Genomic DNA, 21,704 nt, shown 5'->3' on the forward strand with positions numbered 1-21,704 from the left:
AGCTTATCTGGCATCCTTGGAGATTTACACCCGCGACGCATTTCCCGAAGACTGGGCAAGGAGTCAAAATAATTTGGCGAATGCCTACCTCTACAGAATTAGAGGGGAAAAAGCAGAGAATCTCGAAGCCGCGATCGCAGCTTTTGAGGCATCCTTGGAAATTTGGACCCGCGACGCATTTCCCGAAGACTGGGCAAGGAGTCAAAATAATTTGGCGACTGCCTACCTCTATAGAATCAGAGGGGAGAAAGCCGAGAATTTGGAACTGGCGATCGCAGCTTTTGAGGCAGCCTTAGAGATTTACACCCGCGACGCATTTCCCTTTGAATGGGCAAGGAGTCAAAATAATTTGGGGATGGCCTACCAAAACAGAATCAGAGGGAAAAAAGCCGAGAATTTGGAACTGGCGATCGCAGCTTTTGAGGCAGCCTTAGAGATTTACACCCGCGACGCATTTCCCTTTGAATGGGCAACGTGTCAAAATAATTTGGGGATGGCCTACCAAAACAGAATCAGAGGGGAAAAAGCCGAGAATTTGGAACTGGCGATCGAGGCTTATCTGGCAGCTTTAGAAGTTCACACTCGCAAGGATTTTCCGATCGAGCATGCTACAACTTTATATAATCTCGGAGTTGCCTACTGGGATAATTCCCAACTCCCAGAAGCTTACAATACCCTTAACTCTGCCATCGAGACAGTCGAATTAATGCGGAGTGAAATCATTATCGGCGGCGAAGCAGACAGGCAGAAATTAGCCGAAGAATGGAATGACCTTTATCAGGTAATGGTAGAAGTTTGCCTAGCAATGGAAAACTCCACCGCCGCCCTAGAATATGTCGAACGCAGCAAAACCCGAAACCTCGTAGAACTGTTTCACAAAGCCCGCAGCCTCCCCGATCGAGTACAGCGGATTAGTTTTGCAGAAATTCGCAGCCTGCTAGCTGAAAATGAGGCAATTTTGGAATGGTACATTACCCGATACAACTTTAAAGTTTTCATTATTACCCGCGACTCCACCAAACCCGATGTCTGGGAATCTTCCGATGCAGGCTTGCAAGCATTAGAAGAGTTTCAGCAGGAATATATCGATGACTACACCGACGAGGAAACCGACAACTGGGGAAATCAACTAGAAGCCCGCCTGGAAAAATTAGCCGAGATTCTCCACATCAATGAAATAATCGCCCGCTATATTCCCGAAAACTGCCAAAAATTAATCTTAGTTCCCTTCCGATACTTGCACCTATTCCCCCTACACGCCCTCACCAGCAGCCGACAAAAAGCCGACAAAACCGTAGAAACTGGATGTCTTCTCGAACTTTTCCCAGGCGGCGTGAGATACACACCCAGTTGCCAACTTTTGCAATTATCTCAGCGGGTAAATCTGACAGCCGAAGACACATCACCCAGCAAATTTTTTGCCATCCAAAACCCCACAGAAGATTTAGACTTCACCGACATCGAAGTCGAAGCCATTGCCAAATCTTTCAATCCCGCCGAAATATTGAGTCGGGAAAAGGCAAGTAAAGCAGGATTGCAACAACAAATTGCCAGCTTGCAAAATGCCGACATCGCCCACTTTTCCTGTCACGGCTTCTTCGACTTTGATAATCCCGAAAAATCCGCATTAATCCTAGCCGGCGCAAAAATTGCCAGCGATGGCGTTCCCTCCGAAGAAAAGCGTTACATTCGTTCCCGCCGAGGCGAAACCTACGACATCACAGAATGCCTGACTCTGACAGAAATCTTTGATTTGCAGTTAAGTAAGTGTCGTTTAGTAGCCCTTTCTGCCTGCGAAACTGGGTTAACCGATGCCAGGAATAGCACAGATGAGTATATCGGATTGACTAGCGGTTTTTTGTACGCCGGAACCACGAATGTGATTAGCACATTATGGGCTGTCAATGATGTATCTACGGCGATTTTAATGATAAGATTTTATGAGTTATTTCGTTCAGAAAGTCGGCCCGCTGTGTCGATTGCTTTGCGGGAGTCTCAGTTGTGGCTGCGGAGTTTGACTGTTAAAAGTTTGCTAGAATGGGTGGAAGTGTCGCAGTTGCTGAGTCACGAACATAAACAGACAATTCAAAACAGATACAATCGCGGTTACAAACAAGATTATCAACCTTATGAGTCTCCCGTATACTGGGCCGCTTTCTGTGCAGTTGGACAATAAGGGTGGGTATCAGAAACCGGGTTTCTGCGGAGATTTTTTGTTCCCGTTGAGATTTATCATAGAAACCCGGTTTCTTTTCGGCAATAAGTGTGGGTATCAGAAACCGGGTTTCTTCCGAGATTTTTTGTTCCCGTTGAGATTTATCATAGAAACCCGGTTTCTTTGACCTTAGTATAATGAAAGGAGAAATTAGCAATGACAGATGAACAATTTATTGCAGGCTTCCTAAAAGTCTTTGAAACCAAACCCGAAATATTTGAACAAGGCGGGGCGGTTGACGCTTTAGCAAATCTCAGCAACACGATATCCCAGATGGCGGATTCATCCAACAAGGAAGTAGCCGATGCCATTGGTAATTGGTGTGCAGACTATCCTAAAATAACAGATGAAATCAATTTAACGGCTAGAAAACTAAAACCAGAAGCCACCAAGACAGAAGGAGTAAACGAAAGACTATCAAACCGCTACCCAGAATTACCGGAAAATCTCAAAAAACGCCTTCCCAAATCCTAGCCACCGCGCCAATAACATGAGTGATATAATTTCTGCCCCCAATGTTTATTTATACGCTTTCCAACTGCAAAGAAACAGTAAGGGCAGCAATAATCCTCTCTGGAAACACTGCGACAATATCCTCGCCAACTTCACCGATGAAAGGGTAACACCCAATCTAGTTTTTCCCCAAAATTCCCACAGCAACCGCAACGATTTACTTCCCAATGTCTCCCTAGGATTCAACAGCTATCCACCCATAGAAGGTTTTGTACAACCGCTACAAATTCAAAAAGATAGCTATGCTTTCTGCTTAAACATCGGTTGCCCGGAAGATGGCACGGCTGATAATGTAGATGTCGATTTAATCCAGAAATTTAACCCAAATCAAGCCTTACTTATCGATGGCGATGACAACTTTTTAGGTCAAACTCTCCTGATTACCGCATGGCTTCCCGAAAACTCATCAGATAATTTAGATGCCCTCAAACCTCTTGCTGATAATTGCCGCAATGCTTTATTCCAAGGCGATTCACTACCTCCATTCTACTGTTCCGGGAAATTATTCGGCAGTCCAATTTTTGAATACGGTTCAATTATCGATATTGCGAATTACCGCCATTTGCTTGTCTGGCTGCTTGTTGACAAACAAACCGACGAAAATTTTAACACTTGCCAGGAAGAAATATTTGACCTACTATTTTACCGCAACAAAATCATCAAAGTTTTTCAAGACAGCCGCCTGATTTACGACGAACTCGATCGCGAATACGGCATTATTGAGAAAAATGTGGAGATATTGCAGGCTCAATTTTCCAGAGGAACCCTCTTAACTGCCGCCCAATTGCAAGAATTTCAGGAACAGCTAAAGCAACTCTTCAGCAAAGCTGTAACTTATACTCGCCTGCTGCGGAAACTCGAAGATTATGACAATACAATTGCCCTAAATCTTAACAATTACACTGACATTTTGCAGAAAATATGTGATATACTAGGAACCGATAAGGAAGAACTATCAATATTAAATAACTTCAGTAGAAAAACGGCTCCTTATATGCGATCGCAAATAGCAGGCGACTTAGGATATTTCCGCCACGGGACAAACTTAATCGACCAGGCGATCGCCTCAATTCGCGGCATAGTAGAAATAGAACAAGCCAGGAGCGATCGCACCAACCAACTCGCACTCCGCAACAGCGAGGACAAAGAGAAATATCGGGACGATCGCCTACAAAGCACAGTACAGGCGATCGGTGTCGGTTTAGCAGCCGGAGGCATCGCAGCATCCAGCGGCACAGACAAACTCTTCGAGACAGTCCAAAACCATCACATCCCAGTTGTAATGCACCTGCATCCCTTTGCATTCTCCTTTTTGTTGAGTTGCGCGATCGCCCTTGTCGCCACCAGCATCACTTGGTGCCTCACTAAACCGAAAAACAGTTGATAGTTGGTAGGGGCGGTGCCCCCGTGCCCGCCCTGACAGTTGATAGTAGACAGCGAACTTTTTAAGACTGGAATTTAAACCTATTTATAAAAACAATCCACCTTAAATACCCCGTTAATTCTTCAGTCTCGCGTTGCGCGGACTTTGTTTTTGTAGACGCGGTTTCAACCGCCGAGTGAATTTGAACAAAAAGCATCTGAGATCCAAATAACGTGTCAATATAGAGAATGTGACTTCAATTCTATTCTTTCCTCATGGGCAAACAGCGCGTTCTTTCAGGAGTTCAGCCAACAGGCAATCTTCACCTCGGTAACTATCTCGGTGCCATTCGCAACTGGGTAGAAGGTCAAAGCCAGTACGAAAATTACTTGTGCGTAGTCGATTTGCACGCAATTACGGCACCGCACAATCCAGCAACCCTAGCCTCCGACAGTTACACACTCGCCGCTCTCTATTTAGCTTGCGGCATCGATTTAGAATATTGTACTATTTTCATCCAATCCCACGTCTCGGCTCACGCAGAACTAGCATGGCTGCTCAACTGCATTACGCCGATTAACTGGCTCGAAGATATGATTCAGTTTAAAGAAAAAGCAGTTAAACAAGGAGAAAATGTTAACGCCGGCTTGTTGAATTATCCCGTATTGATGGCAGCAGATATCTTGCTTTACGATGCCGACAAAGTGCCTGTGGGAGAAGACCAAAAACAGCATTTGGAACTCACCCGCGATATTGTCATCAGATTAAACCACCAATTCGGTACACCAGAAAAACCCATTTTGAAACTGCCCGAACCGTTAATTCGGACTGAGGGCGCGAGGGTAATGAGTTTGACAGATGGTACGCGTAAAATGTCAAAATCTGACCCTTCAGAACAAAGTAGAATTAATTTGTTGGATTCGCCAGATACAATTAGCAAAAAAATCAAGCGCTGCAAAACCGATGCCGTGCGGGGCTTAACTTTCGACGATCGCGATCGCCCAGAAGCGAGAAATTTGCTAACACTTTATCTCCTGCTTTCCGGCAAATCGAAGGAAGAAGTAGCAGCGGAATGTGAAAATATGGGTTGGGGAGATTTCAAACCATTGTTGACAGAGACGACAATTAATGCCCTCAAACCTATTCAGGATAAATACAAAGAAATAATGGACGAACCGGGATATTTAGAATCTGTACTCCGTCAAGGAAGAGAACAAGCAGAAACTATTGCCAACCAAACTTTGAATAAGGTTAAAACTGCTTTTGGTTATTCTCTACCTAATTAGTCAGTAGTTATTAGTTATTGGTTATTGGTTATGGGTTATTAGTTATTGGTTACTGGTTATTGGTTATTGCAAAACTTCAAAAACAACAAATAACAAATAACAAATAACAAATAACAACTAACAAATAACAACTAACAACTGTCAACTGCCAACTGTCAACTGTCAACTGTCAACTGTCAACTAACTATGAACCGTTTTCGCACAGCCTGTACAACTCCCGGAGAATTCATAATTACCGCCGAAGTTGCCCCGCCCAAAGGTGGCGATATGGCGCACACCTTGGCAATGGCTGAACTTCTGAAAAACAGAGTGCACGCCATTAACATCACAGACGGAAGCCGCGCAGTTCTGCGAATGTGTCCCCTAGCCGTTTCCGCAATTCTATTGCAGCGGGGAATTGAGCCGATTTGTCAAGTTGCTTGTCGCGATCGCAATCAAATAGGCCTGCAAGCCGATCTCATGGGAGCGCACGCCTTAGGCATCCATAATATCTTGGCACTCACCGGCGATCCAGTCAAAGCAGGCGACCATCCAAAGGCCAAAAGTGTATTCGATTTAGAATCAGTGCGGCTGCTACAAGTCATTCAAAAAATGAACGGCGGCCTTGACTGGAATGACAAAGCTTTAACAGACGGAGTTACCGATTTATTTGTCGGTGCCGCTGTCGATCCGCAATGCCCCAGTTGGTCGGGTTTACAAAGCCGATTTGAGAAAAAAGTCGAAGCTGGAGCCCAGTTTTTTCAGAGCCAATTAATTACAGATTTTGACGTTTTAGATAAGTTTATGCAGCAAATTGCTGCTGGCTGCAACAAACCAATTTTAGCAGGAATCTTTTTGTTTAAATCAGCTAAAAATGCTGAATTTATAAAAAAATACGTACCGGGAGTTCACATACCGCAAGAGACGATCGACCGTTTGGCAAACTCCCCACAACCCTTGCAGGAAGGCATAAGAATTGCAGCCGAACAAGTCAAACTAGCGCGGCAATTGTGTCAAGGAGTGCACATGATGGCCGTCAAGCGAGAAGATTTGATTCCGCAAATATTGGATTTGGCTGGTATCGAGCCGCTGAGCTAAAATTGAGTTACTGCTAGCATTTTAAAATCCACAGGACAGTCATGGTTCGGGAGCATCTCAGTTTTGCATTTACAGCGCTGTCCCCGCGTGCTTCTACACGCGAGCGGGGACAGCACGGAAGATAAAAATGCTTCTTGCAAAACAGAGATGCTCCCCGCACGACCTCCGTCAATATGAGATTATAACTAATAACTTATATCCGGTCACGGTTCGCCCTCTTTAAAAACCAGATGCAGCCCTCCGCCAGAAGTCGCACCACAATAATAAACCCGTAGTACCAGCCATTTACTTGCAACAAAGCCGATCGCATTTCTCACTCTCAACTCACAGAATCCCGTTTGCAGCACTGAAATTCTAGGAGTGCCACTCAAATGAGTGTCACTCAAATGAGTGTCACTCGAAAATGCGACTGGGCGATCGCTCGGTGCGATCGCTACAACAGTTGTAGATGCTTGGAAACAAAGGGATTGAGATATTCAGGCTTTGTTTATTTGGTACATCAATCAAAAAAAAAGCTTCTTTATGGAAAAAATCACAAATTGATTTAGGAAATCTCTGAATAGTAACTTGTAAAAAAGTACAAAAGACAATGAATGATTAAACAATTAACCCAAAAGGCTTAGTTGCTCACCTACTAATATATAATCGTCGAAACTACGTTCAAATTAAGGACTTAAGTTATGCCGCGCCCCATAGTTCTCATACACGGTTACTCAGCTAATTCAACGGCTTTTAGTGAGTGGGAAAAAATTCTTGAAACTCACTACAAAAACAGAGAAATTATAGTCCTCCATACAGCTAGCTATAAATCTCTTACTAATGAGATAACCATCAAAGATATTGCTGAAGCATTTGACCGAGTGCTTCGCTCCTATATTGAAGATGATGAATTTGATGCCATTGTTCATTCAACTGGAATGCTAGTTATTCGCGCTTGGTTAACTACTTACGCCTATGCTGCTAATGTCAATCGTCGGAGTCGCCTCAAACACTTGATTGGATTAGCACCAGCAACTTTTGGCTCTCCTTTAGCCCATAAAGGAAGAAGTTGGTTGGGTTCGGTTATAACCGGACATAAAATACTTGGGCCTGATTTTCTCGAAGCTGGAAATCTGATTTTGGATAATCTTGAATTAGGTAGTCGTTTCACTTGGGATCTTGCTCATCTTGACTTAATTGGCTCTGCCCAAAATAAACCCAAAAATGAGCCCTACTATGGCGAAGATAACAAGACGCCTTATGTGTTTATTTTCTGTGGCAATCAGGGATATGACGGATTGAGGGGATTAGCTAATACTGCTGGATCTGATGGTACTGTGAGATGGGCAGGTTGCGCTCTTAACAGCCGCAAATTAATTCTTGATTTGACGCAAGATCCATCTCAAAATAAAGACAAGCCTGTAGAAGAACGAGGCAAACCAGACGAACATCCAGAACACCAGATTGATATTCCACTGGTGCTAATTGATGGTCACAATCACAATACAATTGTGCATAATCCTAGAAAAAATCCAGACTTTATTGAGTTGGTTCTACAAGCTTTAGATGTTTCTGATAAAGACAGTTTTGGTAGCTGGACAGCTAAGGCTCAAGCTCATATGGAGAGCATGAAAAATACAAAAGGAGAGCAATGGGAAGAATGGCAACAGTTTATTATTCGTGTTGTAGATGAGCGTCTCGATCCAGTTACAGATTGGAATGTTCAGTTTTTGATGAAGGATAAAGAGGGCAAAGAATTTTGGTTAGATGACAAGTCATATTTAGATGTTCATACCTACACTAAGGACAAAAGTTTGCGATGTTTTCATGTCAATTTAAGTAAACTGAAGCCGGAAAGCCTTTCTGAATTATGTATGAAGTTGATTGTTTCATCTGGAACTAGCCTTGTGGCGTATTACGGTTGTGGAAGTGGAAAAATTACTCTAGAGGGCGAGCCACAACAGTCAGATGGAAGATGGGATGCAGAATTGAACTTAGATCATCTTCTAAATGCAAAAGTTAAATTTTTCTGTCCTTTTACAACTACTCTTATTGAGATTCGTCTGAATCGCGAACCAATGCCAATAAACAGAGCGAAAGAAAATTCTATTTTAACTTTTGTAGAGAAGCCAAAGTAAGGTTTGTAGAGCAAGAAAGCGATGCTCTCACTTTAATCTGGTTCTTACCAAAAATATAGCGGGACTGCTATTGGTATATAGCGATTCTCAAAAATATGAGGTACGTTGTTGGGAAGAGAGCCCTATACGTTTCAGTCGTTATATAACCTGTCAGTCATACCTCACCTTTTTGAGAAAGGCTATAGGTAAGTAGACAGGAAAATTTATCGTGGAAACAAGGCAGATGGCCGAAGGGAGAACGGAAAAGGGTTTTAGTTAAGTTTACTTTTCGTTACATATTTCTATTTATTGGGGCGTTTCTACTGATGAGGGAATTGCTAGCAGCGAATTGCTGCCTGAGTTAGACTTATCTTTATGGAAGCGCTACATTTTGTTGGCGCCGCCATTGGAACCATTAAAAGAGTTTCGTAAAGGCATTAGTAGCAATGACTGATTCAAATTTGCTCGATCGCGATAATATCAAAATAGTAGAATCGCAAATTTCAGAAGTTACTGTGTACACCGATCGCGCTTTGATAACCCGCCGTGGCACAGTAGCCCTGACGGGAAACGAGTGCGAATTAACTGTAGCCTCTCTCCCCACAACCCTCGAAACCGAGTCAGTCAGGGCTACCGGTGCAGGTACAGTCGCCGTGCGATTGCTGGGAGTGCACACCGAAACTCTGTTTCACAGCGAACCTACGGGCGATCGCATCGCCGAATTAACCGCACAAATCCAAGAGTTAGAAACCCAAAAACGCGCCATAAAAGACCAAATCGCCTCCCGAAAAATTCAACTCAACTTTGTTGAAAATTTGAGCGAAAAAAGCGTCAGTTCCTTTGCTAGCAGCATTTCCAAGCAGCAGATCGGTTTGAACGAAGCCGGCGAATTGCTCAATTTTTTAGGCAGTAATTATAAAAAGTACATAAGTGCGATCGCCCAACACGAAAGACAGCAGCGAGACTTAGACAAGCAAATAGAAGCATTGCGCCAGCAGTTGCGCCAAGTACAAACTCCCTATTCCCAGCAAAGTTTTAACATCATTGTGGCGATCGAACCCAGCGGCAGCGGCAATTTTGAACTAGAAGTTTCCTATGTAGTAACGCGAGCCCGTTGGACTCCCCTGTACGACTTGCGAGTCAATACCACCAACAACCAAATCAATCTCAATTACCTAGCCGAAGTCAACCAAAACACAGGCGAAGATTGGACGGGAGTAGCGCTGACTTTATCCACAGCCAAACCCGGAATGGGAACTTTGCCACCAAAACTCCAACCCTGGTTTATCGATATTGTTCGCCCAAAACCTGCTCCAACCCCAGAATTTATGAAAGCACGACGCGTACAGACTGAGGATGCAGAAATAGGAACAGATTATATGGAATTTGAGATGGAAAACGAGCCACAATTTGCAATGATGGCTATGCGAAGTGCTGCTCCCGCACCAGAACCTATAGCAGCTCAAACGGCGACAGCAAGAGTATCTAAAGAAGGCAGCACCGTTTCATTTCAAGTCGGAGGAAATACCAATATTCCCAGCGACGGCACACCGCACAAAGTCACTATTTTCAGCGATAATTATCCCTCTAAACCTGAATACATCGCCATTCCTCATTTAGTCAGTTTCGCTTATTTGCAAGCAATTGTCACCAATCCGACGACAGGTGCAACTCTGCTGCCCGGTAAAGCCAATATCTTTCGCGACAATACTTTTGTCGGTAATGTGCAGTTAGAAAATGTTTCCCCTGGCGAAGAATTTAAGCTTAATTTAGGAATAGATGAAGGCTTAAAAATAGAGCGAGAATTAGTGGAAAGACAAGTCGATAAAAAACTGATCGGCAATCAGCGGCGCACGACTTACGCCTATCGGTTAATTTTGACCAACTTGCACCAAGTGCCTGCTAAGTTGACACTAAAAGAGCAACTTCCAGTCACTCGAAAGGAGCAAATAAAAGTGCGGTTGACTCAGACTAATCCGAAGATAGTAGCAGGTGAAATGGGACTCTTGGAATGGATAATCTCTATGCCACCGCAAGCCAAGCAAGAGTTATATTACCAGTTTGTGGTCGAACATCCTCCCGAGTTAACAGTCATCGGTTTAGATATTTAATTAGGATTTACACTCTCAAGCTGTAGCGCCAGCTACAGCTTATATCAATTATGCAAAATATTGCTAAATATCAGTTAAAAGCGAGCATTTGTACGGAAACGGCTGAGATTAATACTAATTTAAAAAAATGATGCAACACTCTTCCATAGTCTTGTAAGGGCAATCCCACGCCCGATCGCCCGATAGATATGGGGTAGGCTTTCTTGGCACTACCCCTACAAATTTTGTGAATCATTTAGGATTGCTGTAGCACTATTTTTCAGAATTGGTATTGGTTAATGAGCAAGCAGCTAATTTTTTCTCAGTACACAACTGCTGAAACAATAAATCTGCGATTGATTCATAAGCTGGGGCTGTGGGGTGTACGCCATCCCGAAAATAACTTTCTACCGTGGTTTTCGGCAATTTTGACCAGGCTGCGTGAGTGTCTATGAGTGGAATTTTCAAAGCTTTTAGCCGATCGACAAACTGGGATTTAAACCTCGGCTGATTCGCGATCGGCAGTAAATCGGAGCGATCGCAAGTATACAACACAAACAACGGAATATTCGACTCTCGCACCAAAGCCACTATTTGCTCAAATCGCTGCATATTTTCCCTAAACCGTTGCGTTTCCGGCACCGGCACACCCCCCACAGGGGAATTCGGCACAAAAACACTGGAAAATCGGGGCATAACGTATCTGTCAAACACTTCTTGAATTGCCAATAACGGTTGGCGATTCGGCATCAGGGGGTTATTTTTGAGTCCCGCGCTGGTACTTGAAGGTTGTAGCAAATCGTGAGTACCAATTTGCAAAATCACAGCATCGCTTTCAAAAGTGCCAAACTTCCGAATATATCCCAATTGATTGCCAATTCCCCAAGATCCCGCAGAAGCATTTAGCACCTGAACCTGCTTTTTGATGCCCAACAAACGCGCTGCCAACAATTCTGTAATAGTTTCTGCCTGATCCGTGCTATTATTGCCATTGAGAACCGAGTCTCCTGTCATCAAAATTCTGATAGTACCTTCAGGCTTGGCTGAATCGATTTGTTCAGACCGTTGAGAAAATTGATTGTACTGAAGTCTATTGCCAAAACGATATACAAGTTGATTTGGTGCAAATATATACCCAACCTCAGCATCAGCTTGCAGCAAAGCAGGATTTCCGAATCCCAGCAAGCGCAACGCAAGTTCTATCGCGCTCAAAGATGCGATCGCACAACCGGGCATCCAATACCTAGCTTTCACAAACCTACCTGTAATTGGTAAACTGCAAAGCCATCGGATAATCTTCTTGCTTCAAGCGTTGAATTACCAACTGCAAATCATCCTTATCCTTGGCAGAAACGCGGACTGCATCACCTTGAATCGAGCCTTGAATTTTTTTAAATTCATCTCGAATTAATTTAGTGATTTTTTTGGCAATTTCCTGATCAATCCCTTTTTTGAGTTTGATTTCTTGGCGTACTCTAGTACCACTAGCAGCTTCAATTTTGCCGTAATCAAAAATTTTCAGAGATAAATTCCGCTTAGCGGCTTTTGTTTGCAAAACAGTGTGAATGGCATCGAGAGTAAATTCGCTGTCCGTATTGACAGTAATCGATTCTGCGCCCAATTCCACGGTGGTTTTGGTATCTTTCAAGTCGTAGCGGCTTTGAATTTCCCGCACTGTTTGGTCAACGGCGTTAACTAATTCTTGCCTGTCGAACTCGCTGACAATATCAAATGAATAATTAGCAGCCATAAATTAGTAATTGGTAAATTGGTAATTGGCCCGCGCAGGTCATTGGCCCGCGCAGGGCATTGGGGAATGGGGAATGGGGAATGGGGAATGGGGAATGGGTGGTTGGTAGTTAGTAGTTCGTAGTTGGTAATTAGTCATTAATTAAGCGTCTCTCAACTAATGACAACTAACAACTAACAACTAACAACTAACAACTAACAACTAACAACTGACAACTGACAATTACCCATTAACAGCCATCAAACTGAAATAGAATAAAGAGAAAGTGCAAGTAGAACTAATCGCAAACATGAGCGATCGCCCCAGAGGCACATTCAGAATATAGAAAACCGAAAACAACAATCGGGCTACAGGAAAAGCGATTCCAGCCCAGCCCGCCGCCTCCGAATCTATTCCTGTCACAAAAGCCATCAAAGCCGCCGCTGAAAACAGCATAAACGTCTCAAACGAATTTTGGTGAGCCCAAGTTGCCCGCTGAGCGTAACCGGGCAACCTATCAAACATAGCGCGAGGTGCTGCTTGGTCATAGCCTAGCTGCAACCGAGCAAGGGCAACCACCAAAAACGGTGCGTAAACCAGCGCAGCAGCAGCAGCAACAGAATCAAGCAGAATAACCGACACAGGCAATCCCAACAGCATTATCCACCTCGCATTTCAATCAAAATAGAACAGAGTAACAACTTTGCGCTGTTCCTCCGCATCCTGGCAAGTTTTCAGCAAAGTGTGGCTTTCGTGAAAAGCAAAACAGATCAGTTGCTGACAGCGAGAAATAATCTCCTGATTGCACATGGCGCTGGCTTCCGGGAGAGACAAGCTGTCATTTTTGGGATTTTCTACCAAATGTATGACTTGTTCGAGCTGCTCGCGGGACTCCCGAGGCTGGCGGCTCATGCTTTGCGGCAAAATCACCGTCAGCAGATTAGGATCTGCTCGCATTGCCCCCCGAATTGCGGCTGAATTGGTGCCTGTAGCCCCGGATGTGATGAGCTGGTTGCCTCCCAGAACTAAGGCGTAGCTCAGCATCTCAATTAGCTGCTGGTGGGTAATAGGAACGTGGCGAGAACCCAAAAGAGCAACCCGCTTGGAGCTTGTTTGCTGGATCGCCGCAAGTTCTTGTAAAAAATCATCAACTCTGGGTAGCTCAATTGATTGACTCAAAGAATTTATTAAATTAAATAAAACTACGTTGTGGATTCTAGCAGACTAACTAGCAATTGCCACCAAAAAGAAGTTAAGAATTGCTGATTAACGGTATCTGACTAGAGGAGCGGGAGATTTGAGGAACCCAGAAGGCAGAATGTCTAAAAGCATTCGGCAGCCAGAGCAGAAGGTACGATTCAATAAAAATTGAGGATTTAAGAATTTTGAGTTTTTATTTTTTAAACCAAAAATCCTCTCTGCCTTCTTGCCTCTGCCGAATATGTTGTTCGCCCAGTTCCCGCTGCCGAATACCTTCAGATCCGGTGGCCTTGTTAATGAACTCGATCGCCCAAACCCAATGATGCCATCATGGCCTTAAGGTCAAAGTGTTCTGCCATTAGCTGAGTAACGCATTCCACCTTGATGCGTTCGTGCAGGCGCACGCTGCCAAAGGTGCTGTCGATAATTTCCACCGTGGTTAAGGTATCCAAATCAACAGATAAAACTGGAATTTCCATTTCTTCTGCTCTGCCGATTACCAAGGGAGAAGGAGGCAAGTGGCCTGTGAGAATTAAGCACTGAGTCGAGCTTTCCAGAGCCGCGAGCTGAATGTCCGTGCGATCGCCCCCGGTGACTACCGCCATATTTCTGGCTTTGCGGAAATACTTCATAGCTGAGCTAACATTCATCGCACCAATTGTCAAGGTTTCCACCATCAAATCCAAGCGGTCTCGACGGCAGAGAACATCAGCTTTCAATTGGTGGACTAATTCTTTGACGCTGACACTCCGCAGCAAAGCGCTTCTCGGCAGCATTCCCAAAACTGGAATACCGCTAGCTTCCAGAAAAGGGCGCACAGTCGCAGTTACGGATTCAAGTTTGTCGGAGGGAACATCGTTGAGCACGACGCCTATCAAGCGCGAGCCCAAGCGCCGCTTCGCTGACAGCAAATCGTCTATATAAAGATCGATCGGGCGCACTACCAGCAGCACAGAGGCATCAATGGCATCAGCGATTTGAGACAAAGACAAGTCAAACAGACTGCCTTCCTCCAAATTAGCAGGGCCTTCTAACAGCACCAAGTCTCCGCTGGGATTTTGCAAATATTGCGCCAGAGACTGGCGGTAATCTGTCTTGTCTTCTTGGCGCAAACGCTTGTGAACCGTCTCTTCGTCCAAATACAGCAGTGTTGACGGCATCTGACTTTCTGAGAGTTTAAGCGTCTCTACCGCGAACCGCACATCTTCCTCCGCCACTCCAGCTCCCTCCGAGCTGAAACAGGTTCCCAGCGGTTTGCCGTAGGCGATTGCCATTCCTTGTTCCCGGAGTGCCAGCGCCATCCCCAGGGCGATCGCGGACTTGCCGCTGTAAGCTTTTGTCGAACCGATCAGCAAATATTTAGTCAATTTGGGTACGCCTTCTCTCCTCAATTTGCACCTGTCTATTTAAATAAATTTAGTTTATTCAACAGTATTTTCGCACTGCGAGTCAATTTCGCAATATGATTATACTCGATTTTGTCACTTTTGTGCAGAGCGTTTTTTTGAGGGGAACTTTTATTCATTTGTTCGCCACCCTTTTGTTAGCTTTTTTTACATCTTTATTTTCATGTTTTTTCGATTTTCGGTTGTTAAGAACTATTTGTCAACAGCATTTAAAAATAATAATTTTATAATAAATATTTGAGTGATAAATAAACCTATCGATCAAGGCAGATGCAACGTATATAATAGACGCAGAGGCCTTTCAATATAGGAAAGCAATTTTTGCACTCTTGTCTAATGATGCAATAACTCAGTTATAGCGATTCTCAATTTCCGTAAGGTACACGGGATCCTTAATTACATGGCTTACAAACAAACCTCAAGAAACTGGGTTTTTCACAAAATGTGAGTTTTTTGGGCTAGTATTTTCGTAAAAAAGCCCGGTTTCTGCCAACACCTACGTCCAGGACTAAGGAGCGCAAATTAAATAATTTACACATATTTGTGGAATGGGCGTCCCGCCCGTCCTTTCTGAACGGGCGGGACGCCCATTCCACAAGAATAATAAAAATTGTAAGTTATTTAATTCTCATTCCTAAGTTACCAATTACGAAAAATTCAAGCGTCGATCGCTGTTGTTGAGCAAGGCTATAGTACAATACGGTTCACTTAACACTTTTTATGCCCCGGATATCCCCCTAAATCCCCCTTAAGAAGGGGGACTTTAAGAGCTTTCTTGTCCCACCCCCTACTCCCCTTGGGAAGGGGGGTTAGGGGGGATCTGTCTTAAGTGAACAGTATTGGGCTATAGTATTGCGCCTTCTGAAATACAAGGCTTGCGCATGGGAGGCGAGAAACTCGGTTTATTCGTAGATTTCTCGTTACTAAGGAATGAAAATTAAATAACTTCCACTCTTGAAAGTGGGATGGGCGGGACGCCCATCCCACCATAACAATTAAAATTGTAAGTTATTTAATTCGCGATCCTAAACACAAAATCTCGTAGAAACCGAGTTTCACTCTTGTCGCAAGCGCGTAACTCCTCAAAATAGAAATAGCGCACCAATAATATAATCTCGCCGTCCCGATGGCATTACATTATTAGCGCGCATTTTAGGGCCGCAATCAATTACAAACTTTTGGGAGCGCGGGTGCGGTGAAAATTAGTCATCCATACGCATCAGCTTGCGGTAAAACGTTTTAGAAAAATCGACGGTACGAGTCCGCTGAAAAGTTAGGAGTACCTCAATTAAACAACTGACAAACTCAGAACTTTGCATAGTCACTTCGTAGCTGAGTTCAGCATTACCGTCAAACAACACCCGACAGCGGGTCAAATCCATCGGCAGCGACGAGATATTCCAACTAGCGACAAAGGGTATATCTTCGCCGCCGTCAATTTTTCTTGCCCCCTCCAAGCTTTTGAGCTTGTAGAGGCCAATAGCGTGGGGCAAGAACTTGCGCCTGGGCTCTTGATAGAAAGGCGCGTAGACTTTCACTTCTTTGTCGTCGGCTGGTTTCAGTTGAGGAAGAGACATATTTCCGCATCCTGACAGTGGGTTGAGATCATCTGCAAAAACTAGCAGATATTCCTGGTCGATCGCAAGCAAAACTCAGTCTATTTTGGATTTGGGGATTTTAGATTTTAGATTTTAGATTTACAAGAACAGATGAATCTGCTGAAGTGGCGAGTTTGAACAGGAGTCTAAAATTTGGCGTGGCGAATGACTTAAGTCGCTGGCTGGTATCCGTTTTTGGATGAATCATCCCCAATACTCTATGCAATTCCAGTTTAGCAGTGCCGTACTCTTGGGCGATCGCGCACAAACGAGCTCCGGTCAATCGATTTTAGATTTTAGATTTTAGATTTTAGAGGCCACCCCACGGATAAATTCGGGGGAAAAGAGGATTTTCGATTTTCGATTTGGGATTGATTCCACGGATAAATCACGTGGCGGGTACCATCAATCAATTCTTGGTCAGCTTTCGACAAAAGCCCAGAAACTGGTACAGTGGATACTTATCTCTAAAATCAAAAACTATTGGTGGTTGAATCAAGTAACTTATGCAGGAGAGTTCTTGGCCGGAAAACGACACTCGCAGCGAGCTTAAGTTGGACATCCCCGATCTAGCTCAAGAAGAGCTCAAGAGTTTGACCTCGAACTCCAAGCTCGGCAAAATATTTGGCATCCCAGACATTGGCGACAGGGTGTTTGACGCGGAAACTTCATCAGAGCTCCCGGTGGCGGTGTCTGTGCCGGGATCTCCCTCTTTTCCTCAAAATCTGTACCGGGGACGGCGGGGAAAAGCCGCCGCGTTGCTGACTGCGATTTGGGGTGGCACGATCGCCCTACACTTGATTTCTTGGGGTGCGTGGGTAGTGTGGGGTTTGACGGGACTGCTGTGGATGCAAGCATTTCGAGTGTTGTTTGCCCATCCCAAGCCCGCACTGCCGCCTCTGGCCGATGAAAATCGAGAGGATTGGCCCTACGTGTCGCTGCTGGTGGCAGCGAAAAATGAGGAAGCGGTGATTGCCCGATTCGTACAATCAATCTGCAATCTAGATTACCCGATCGACCGTTACGAAGTTTGGGCGATCGACGATCGCAGCAGCGACGGCACGGCGCTAGTATTGGAACAGCTAACCAAACAGTACCCGCAGCTCAAAGTATTTAGCAGAGGAGCAAATGCCAGCGGTGGCAAGTCGGGAGCCCTGAATGAAGTTTTGCCGCTGACTCGCGGGGAATTTGTGGGAATATTTGACGCCGACGCGACGGTAACGCCGGATTTGCTGCGCCGGGTGCTGCCGGTGTTCGAGAGACAAAAGGTAGGGGCGGTGCAAGTCAGAAAGGCGATCGCCAATGCAGCAGTAAATGTGTGGACTCGCGGCCAAGAAGCAGAAATGGCTCTCGACAGTTTTTTCCAGCAGCAACGGATTGCGATCGGCGGCATTGGAGAATTGCGCGGTAACGGCCAATTCATGCGCCGCACTGCCTTAGAAAGCTGTGGCGGCTGGAACGAGGAAACCATTACCGACGACCTGGATTTGACCGTGAGGCTCCACCTAGACCAGTGGGACATTGAATTTCTGGCTTTCCCAGCCGTGTCAGAAGAAGGAGTTACCAACGCTCGCGCCCTGTGGCACCAGCGCAATCGGTGGGCAGAAGGTGGCTATCAGCGTTATCTTGACTACTGGCAGCTAATTTTGCGGAACCGGATGGGAACTGGGAAAACTTGGGATTTATTTGGATTTTGGGTATCTCAATATTTCTTGCCGACAGTAGCGCTGCCTGACTTTTTGATGTCAATTGCGCTGCGCCGGATGCCGATCGCCAGTCCCATAACTGTAATGACTCTTACCTTGTCAGTGGTGGGAATGTTTGTCGGTTTGCGCCGCACTCGCAAAGAGACTAAATTTGACATTAAAAGAGTTTTTGTCACCTTGCTGCAAACGCTGCGGGGTACTGTGTATATGTTGCACTGGCTGCTGGTAGGGATTGTGACGGCTCGGATTTCGGTGCGTCCCAAGCGGCTGAAATGGGTTAAAACTGTTCATCAAGGCACTGCTAAGTTGACAGTTGACAGTTGACAGTTGGCAGTTGAAAGTTGACAGTTGGCAGTTGAAAGTTGAAAGTTGAAAGTTGACAGTTGACAGTTGACAGTTGACAGAAGGAAGAAGTCATTAGTCATTATTTATTGGGAAGGAGTCATTAGTTATTGGGAAGGAGTTATTAGTTATTGAGGAAAAGGGATAAAATACACATGACAAGCTTAAAAGCAAGTCGTATTTGATGCTTGATTAGATTAATTTACTTGTAATCAATTGATAATTAGCTCCCAGAAATATCTGGAAACAGTATTGCCAAAACTCCGAAGAAAAAACAACTACTAACCATCTCCCTACTCTGTCCCGCCCAAGCTAGTCAAATCTTGCAATTGTCGATCGCAAAACAAAAAGTACAAAATAGCGTAATAAGTGATATAGCCTTTCTCAAAAAGATGAGGTATAATTGACAGCTTATAAACCACCCAGACGTATAGGGCCTTCTTCCCAACAACGTCCGCGAATCTTTCTGGTAACAAGTGATATGCCAGGAATACTACATAAGTAATCGGCAATATACAAAGTTGAGAATCAAAAGAGATAAAAACCATAACTTTTAATTTTTAACTTGACATAAAGCCAATTATTATCTATTAATAATGAATTGCCAAAAACGACGAATTGCTTGTTGCCAAATACCCGTCACCCGTTATTAAAAATGGATTTGTTAGAGTACCAAGCCAAATCTTTATTTCGTCAGATGGCAATTCCGATTTTGCCGTCGCAGCGGATTGACAAACCCGCCGATCTCAAAGGGCTGAAAATTCCTTACCCAGTTGTCCTGAAGTCGCAAGTGCGGGCTGGGGGACGAGGCCGGGCGGGTGGCATTAAATTTGTGGAAAATACGATCGACGCAGTTGCTGCGGCTCAAACAATTTTTAATTTGCCGATCGAGGATGAATATCCGCAAGTCCTGTTAGCAGAAGCAAAGTACAACGCTGACCAAGAATTGTACTTAGCCGTACTCCTAGACCCGATCGCCCGCCGCCCGGTACTTCTGGGCTCCAGACAAGGAGGTATGGATGTCGAAGGGTCGATCGACCAAATGCAGCAAGTTGCCGTAGATCAGGAATTTTCGCCTTTCTACGCGAGGCGTCTGATGCTGAAAATGGGATTGCAGGGAGATTTGATTCAATCTGTCAGCACTATTGTCGAGAAAATGTATCGGCTGTTTGTCCAAAAGGATTTAGATTTAGTAGAAATCAATCCTCTCGGCATCAGTCCAACAGGAGAGTTAATGGCTTTAGACGGTAAAGTCAGCGCCAACGACGATGCCTTGGGGCGGCATCCAGACTTGGCAGCACTCTCGGGTAAAAAGCTCTTCAGCGGGTTGGGAGGGGACAGCAGAAATGCCTATGGGGGCGATCGCCGGAATTCCAACTCAAAGTCGCAGCAGTCGCCGGATCAGTTTGACTCCAAACCTCAATCCCCAATCTCGAATTCCGCATCTCTGGAATTAGTGGAACTAGACGGGAATGTCGGGATTTTGTGCAACGGAGTGGGCCTGACAATGGCAACTCTGGATGCTGTAGCTCACCAACGAGGAAAACCGGCTAATTTTGTCAACCTGGGTTCTTTAGATCGTTACGATGCAGTAAATGCCCTGCGCGATCGCACCGAGTTGGGTCTGGAGTTGGTCGCTCAGGATAAAAGCGTTAAGGTGATACTTGTAAATATTTTGGACAGTGCTTCCAAGAGTGAGGAAATCATCACCGCCATAGCGGGCTATTTGGAACGAAAAGCTCGCGCCAACCGGCACATTCAAGTTGTGCTGCGCCTGGTAGAGCTCGATGCTGATGCTGTTAAAAAGCGTTTCGGACAGTTGCCCGTGCAGCTAGCTAGCACTTTAGATGAAGCTGCGGCTCAAGCTGTATCATCTGCCAAGTAGCGACAGTCGATCGGCAAAACGAGAACTCTGGACAACATATGAAAGCCTTCTGCTTTTGAAAGATCGAGTTTTAACTAGGAAAAAATGAATTTAACTCCTGAAAGCAAAGTCCTAGTACAGGGCATTACAGAATCTCCCGCCTCAACGCGCGCCGCCCTGATGATGAAGGCATACGGCACTAATGTAGTCGCCGGTGTCAGTCCCGGTAGGGGAGGGCAGGAGTTGGAGGGAATTCCTATTTTTGATTTGGTAGAAGAAGCTGTGGCGGCAGTGGGTCATGTTGACACTACGGTAATTTTGGTAGAGGCTTACTGGGTGCTGGATGCGGCTCTAGAAGCGATCGCCGCCGGAATTAGGCAAATCGCGATCGTCACTGAGGGAGTGCCTCCTCTGGATATGGTGCGCTTAGTCAGAAAGGCAGAGGCCACAGAAACTTTAGTGATCGGGCCCAACAGTCCGGGGATTATTGTCCCTGACAAACTGCTGCTGGGAACTCACCCCAAGGAATTCTACACTCCGGGTTCGATCGGGGTAATCAGCCGCAGCAGCACTTTGACTTACGAAGTTGCTCTCGAACTGACTGAGGCAGGTTTGGGACAGTCGATGGCGGTTTGTATTGGCTGCGACGCGATTGTGGGTTCTTCTTTTATGCAGTGGCTGCAACTTTTGGACGAAGATGACAGTACGGAGGCGATGGTTTTAATTGGGGAAGTTGGCGGTTGGAGCGAACAAGCTGCTGCTTCTTACATCGCTTCGGCGATCGACAAACCTGTGGTTGCTTATTTGGCAGGCCGCTACGTTCCCAAGGGCCCGTCCTTGGGCCATGCCGGCATCCTGATCAGTTCTCGGGCTGCTGCCCAGAAAGCCTTTGGTGTTACGGTAGAGAACAAAATGGCTGCCTTTGAAGAGGCGGAAATACCCGTAGCTGCTCGGCCTTCGGAGGTTCCCAAGTTGCTCAAGAAGTTGCTCAAGAAAAATTAATTGCTTCTTGGTTTGTAGTAAGGACTTTAGTCCGCGTTTTTTGGTTTGTAGTAAGGACTTTAGTCCGCGCTTCTTAGTTTGATCGTTCGGAGTTTAGTCCGCGCTTCTTAGGAACGACAATTTAATAACTTACACAAGTTTGTGGGATGGGCGTCCCGCCCGTCTTTTCGGGACGGGCGGGACGCCCATCCCACAAGAACAATAAAAACTGTAAGTT

Annotated in this window: 19 protein-coding genes; 10 read left to right on the top strand and 9 right to left on the bottom strand. The window is 45.2% G+C overall.

The window, feature by feature from the left end; all coding sequences use genetic code 11:
- The 5 genes from JGK11_RS24895 to JGK11_RS24915 form a co-directional block, all read left to right on the top strand.
- The coding region (locus tag JGK11_RS24895; RefSeq protein WP_293203140.1) for a CHAT domain-containing protein at positions 1-2,176 on the top strand (2,176 nt) is incomplete at its 5' end.
- A 195-nt stretch (positions 2,177-2,371) separates the two neighbouring features.
- Complete coding sequence (locus JGK11_RS24900) at positions 2,372-2,689, top strand: hypothetical protein (RefSeq protein ID WP_293184294.1); 318 nt, start codon at positions 2,372-2,374, stop codon at positions 2,687-2,689.
- A 16-nt stretch (positions 2,690-2,705) separates the two neighbouring features.
- The gene (locus JGK11_RS24905) at positions 2,706-4,112 is read left to right on the top strand and encodes a hypothetical protein (protein ID WP_293213249.1); all 1,407 of its coding nucleotides are present in this window, start codon (positions 2,706-2,708) and stop codon (positions 4,110-4,112) included.
- A 254-nt stretch (positions 4,113-4,366) separates the two neighbouring features.
- Positions 4,367-5,377 (top strand): tryptophan--tRNA ligase, encoded by a 1,011-nt coding sequence (gene trpS / locus JGK11_RS24910; protein ID WP_293213251.1) that lies wholly within the window; start codon positions 4,367-4,369, stop codon positions 5,375-5,377.
- Positions 5,378-5,563: 186 nt separating this feature from the next.
- Positions 5,564-6,454 carry a methylenetetrahydrofolate reductase gene (locus tag JGK11_RS24915; RefSeq protein WP_293184303.1) on the top strand — a complete coding sequence of 297 codons (891 nt, stop codon included), beginning with the start codon at positions 5,564-5,566 and terminating at the stop codon, positions 6,452-6,454.
- Between the two features lie 203 nt (positions 6,455-6,657).
- Here the strand turns inward: JGK11_RS24915 and JGK11_RS24920 are convergent, their stop codons facing one another.
- Positions 6,658-6,840: a hypothetical protein gene (locus JGK11_RS24920; RefSeq protein ID WP_293196139.1), complete on the bottom strand. Its 183-nt coding sequence runs from the start codon at positions 6,838-6,840 to the stop codon at positions 6,658-6,660.
- Positions 6,841-7,134: 294 nt separating this feature from the next.
- On the opposite strand from JGK11_RS24920, the gene JGK11_RS24925 reads away from it, so the two are divergent.
- Both JGK11_RS24925 and JGK11_RS24930 read left to right on the top strand, forming a co-directional pair.
- Entirely contained in the window at positions 7,135-8,571 is a 1,437-nt protein-coding gene (locus JGK11_RS24925; RefSeq protein WP_293184306.1) for an alpha/beta hydrolase, read from the top strand.
- Positions 8,572-8,996: 425 nt separating this feature from the next.
- Positions 8,997-10,661, top strand: a complete 1,665-nt coding sequence (locus JGK11_RS24930; RefSeq protein ID WP_293208023.1) for a mucoidy inhibitor MuiA family protein — start codon at positions 8,997-8,999, stop codon at positions 10,659-10,661.
- 70 nt (positions 10,662-10,731) lie between these two features.
- On the opposite strand, the gene JGK11_RS24935 is transcribed toward JGK11_RS24930, so the two are convergent.
- From JGK11_RS24935 to JGK11_RS24970, 8 genes are all read right to left on the bottom strand, one after another.
- Entirely contained in the window at positions 10,732-10,896 is a 165-nt protein-coding gene (locus JGK11_RS24935) for a hypothetical protein (RefSeq protein ID WP_293213253.1), read from the bottom strand.
- 17 nt (positions 10,897-10,913) lie between these two features.
- A complete protein-coding gene (locus tag JGK11_RS24940; protein ID WP_293213255.1) occupies positions 10,914-11,894 on the bottom strand; it encodes an SGNH/GDSL hydrolase family protein in 981 nt (326 codons plus the stop codon).
- A 4-nt stretch (positions 11,895-11,898) separates the two neighbouring features.
- Positions 11,899-12,390 carry a YajQ family cyclic di-GMP-binding protein gene (locus JGK11_RS24945; RefSeq protein ID WP_293184314.1) on the bottom strand — a complete coding sequence of 164 codons (492 nt, stop codon included), beginning with the start codon at positions 12,388-12,390 and terminating at the stop codon, positions 11,899-11,901.
- Positions 12,391-12,612: 222 nt separating this feature from the next.
- The gene (locus JGK11_RS24950) at positions 12,613-13,029 is read right to left on the bottom strand and encodes an MAPEG family protein (RefSeq protein WP_293184317.1); all 417 of its coding nucleotides are present in this window, start codon (positions 13,027-13,029) and stop codon (positions 12,613-12,615) included.
- Between the two features lie 15 nt (positions 13,030-13,044).
- The gene (locus JGK11_RS24955) at positions 13,045-13,548 is read right to left on the bottom strand and encodes a DNA recombination-mediator protein A (protein WP_293131869.1); all 504 of its coding nucleotides are present in this window, start codon (positions 13,546-13,548) and stop codon (positions 13,045-13,047) included.
- 314 nt (positions 13,549-13,862) lie between these two features.
- Positions 13,863-14,960: a phosphotransacetylase family protein gene (locus JGK11_RS24960; RefSeq protein WP_293184320.1), complete on the bottom strand. Its 1,098-nt coding sequence runs from the start codon at positions 14,958-14,960 to the stop codon at positions 13,863-13,865.
- Between the two features lie 1,217 nt (positions 14,961-16,177).
- Positions 16,178-16,552 (bottom strand): type IV pilus biogenesis protein EbsA, encoded by a 375-nt coding sequence (gene ebsA / locus JGK11_RS24965; protein WP_293184323.1) that lies wholly within the window; start codon positions 16,550-16,552, stop codon positions 16,178-16,180.
- A 100-nt stretch (positions 16,553-16,652) separates the two neighbouring features.
- Entirely contained in the window at positions 16,653-16,856 is a 204-nt protein-coding gene (locus JGK11_RS24970) for a hypothetical protein (RefSeq protein ID WP_293184326.1), read from the bottom strand.
- 223 nt (positions 16,857-17,079) lie between these two features.
- Here JGK11_RS24970 and JGK11_RS24975 point away from each other — a divergent pair, with 223 nt between their 5' ends.
- The 3 genes from JGK11_RS24975 (at position 17,080) to JGK11_RS24985 (ending at position 21,487) form a co-directional block, all read left to right on the top strand.
- Complete coding sequence (locus tag JGK11_RS24975) at positions 17,080-18,603, top strand: glycosyltransferase family 2 protein (RefSeq protein WP_293184329.1); 1,524 nt, start codon at positions 17,080-17,082, stop codon at positions 18,601-18,603.
- A gap of 673 nt (positions 18,604-19,276) precedes the next feature.
- Positions 19,277-20,506, top strand: coding sequence for a succinate--CoA ligase subunit beta (locus JGK11_RS24980; protein WP_293213257.1), 1,230 nt, complete (start codon positions 19,277-19,279; stop codon positions 20,504-20,506).
- An 84-nt stretch (positions 20,507-20,590) separates the two neighbouring features.
- Entirely contained in the window at positions 20,591-21,487 is an 897-nt protein-coding gene (locus tag JGK11_RS24985) for a CoA-binding protein (protein WP_293184334.1), read from the top strand.
- The last annotated feature ends 217 nt before the right edge of the window (positions 21,488-21,704 follow it).

It is taken from the genome of Microcoleus sp. PH2017_34_RAT_O_A (assembly GCF_020737885.1).
Classification (GTDB): Bacteria; Cyanobacteriota; Cyanobacteriia; order Cyanobacteriales; family Microcoleaceae; genus Microcoleus.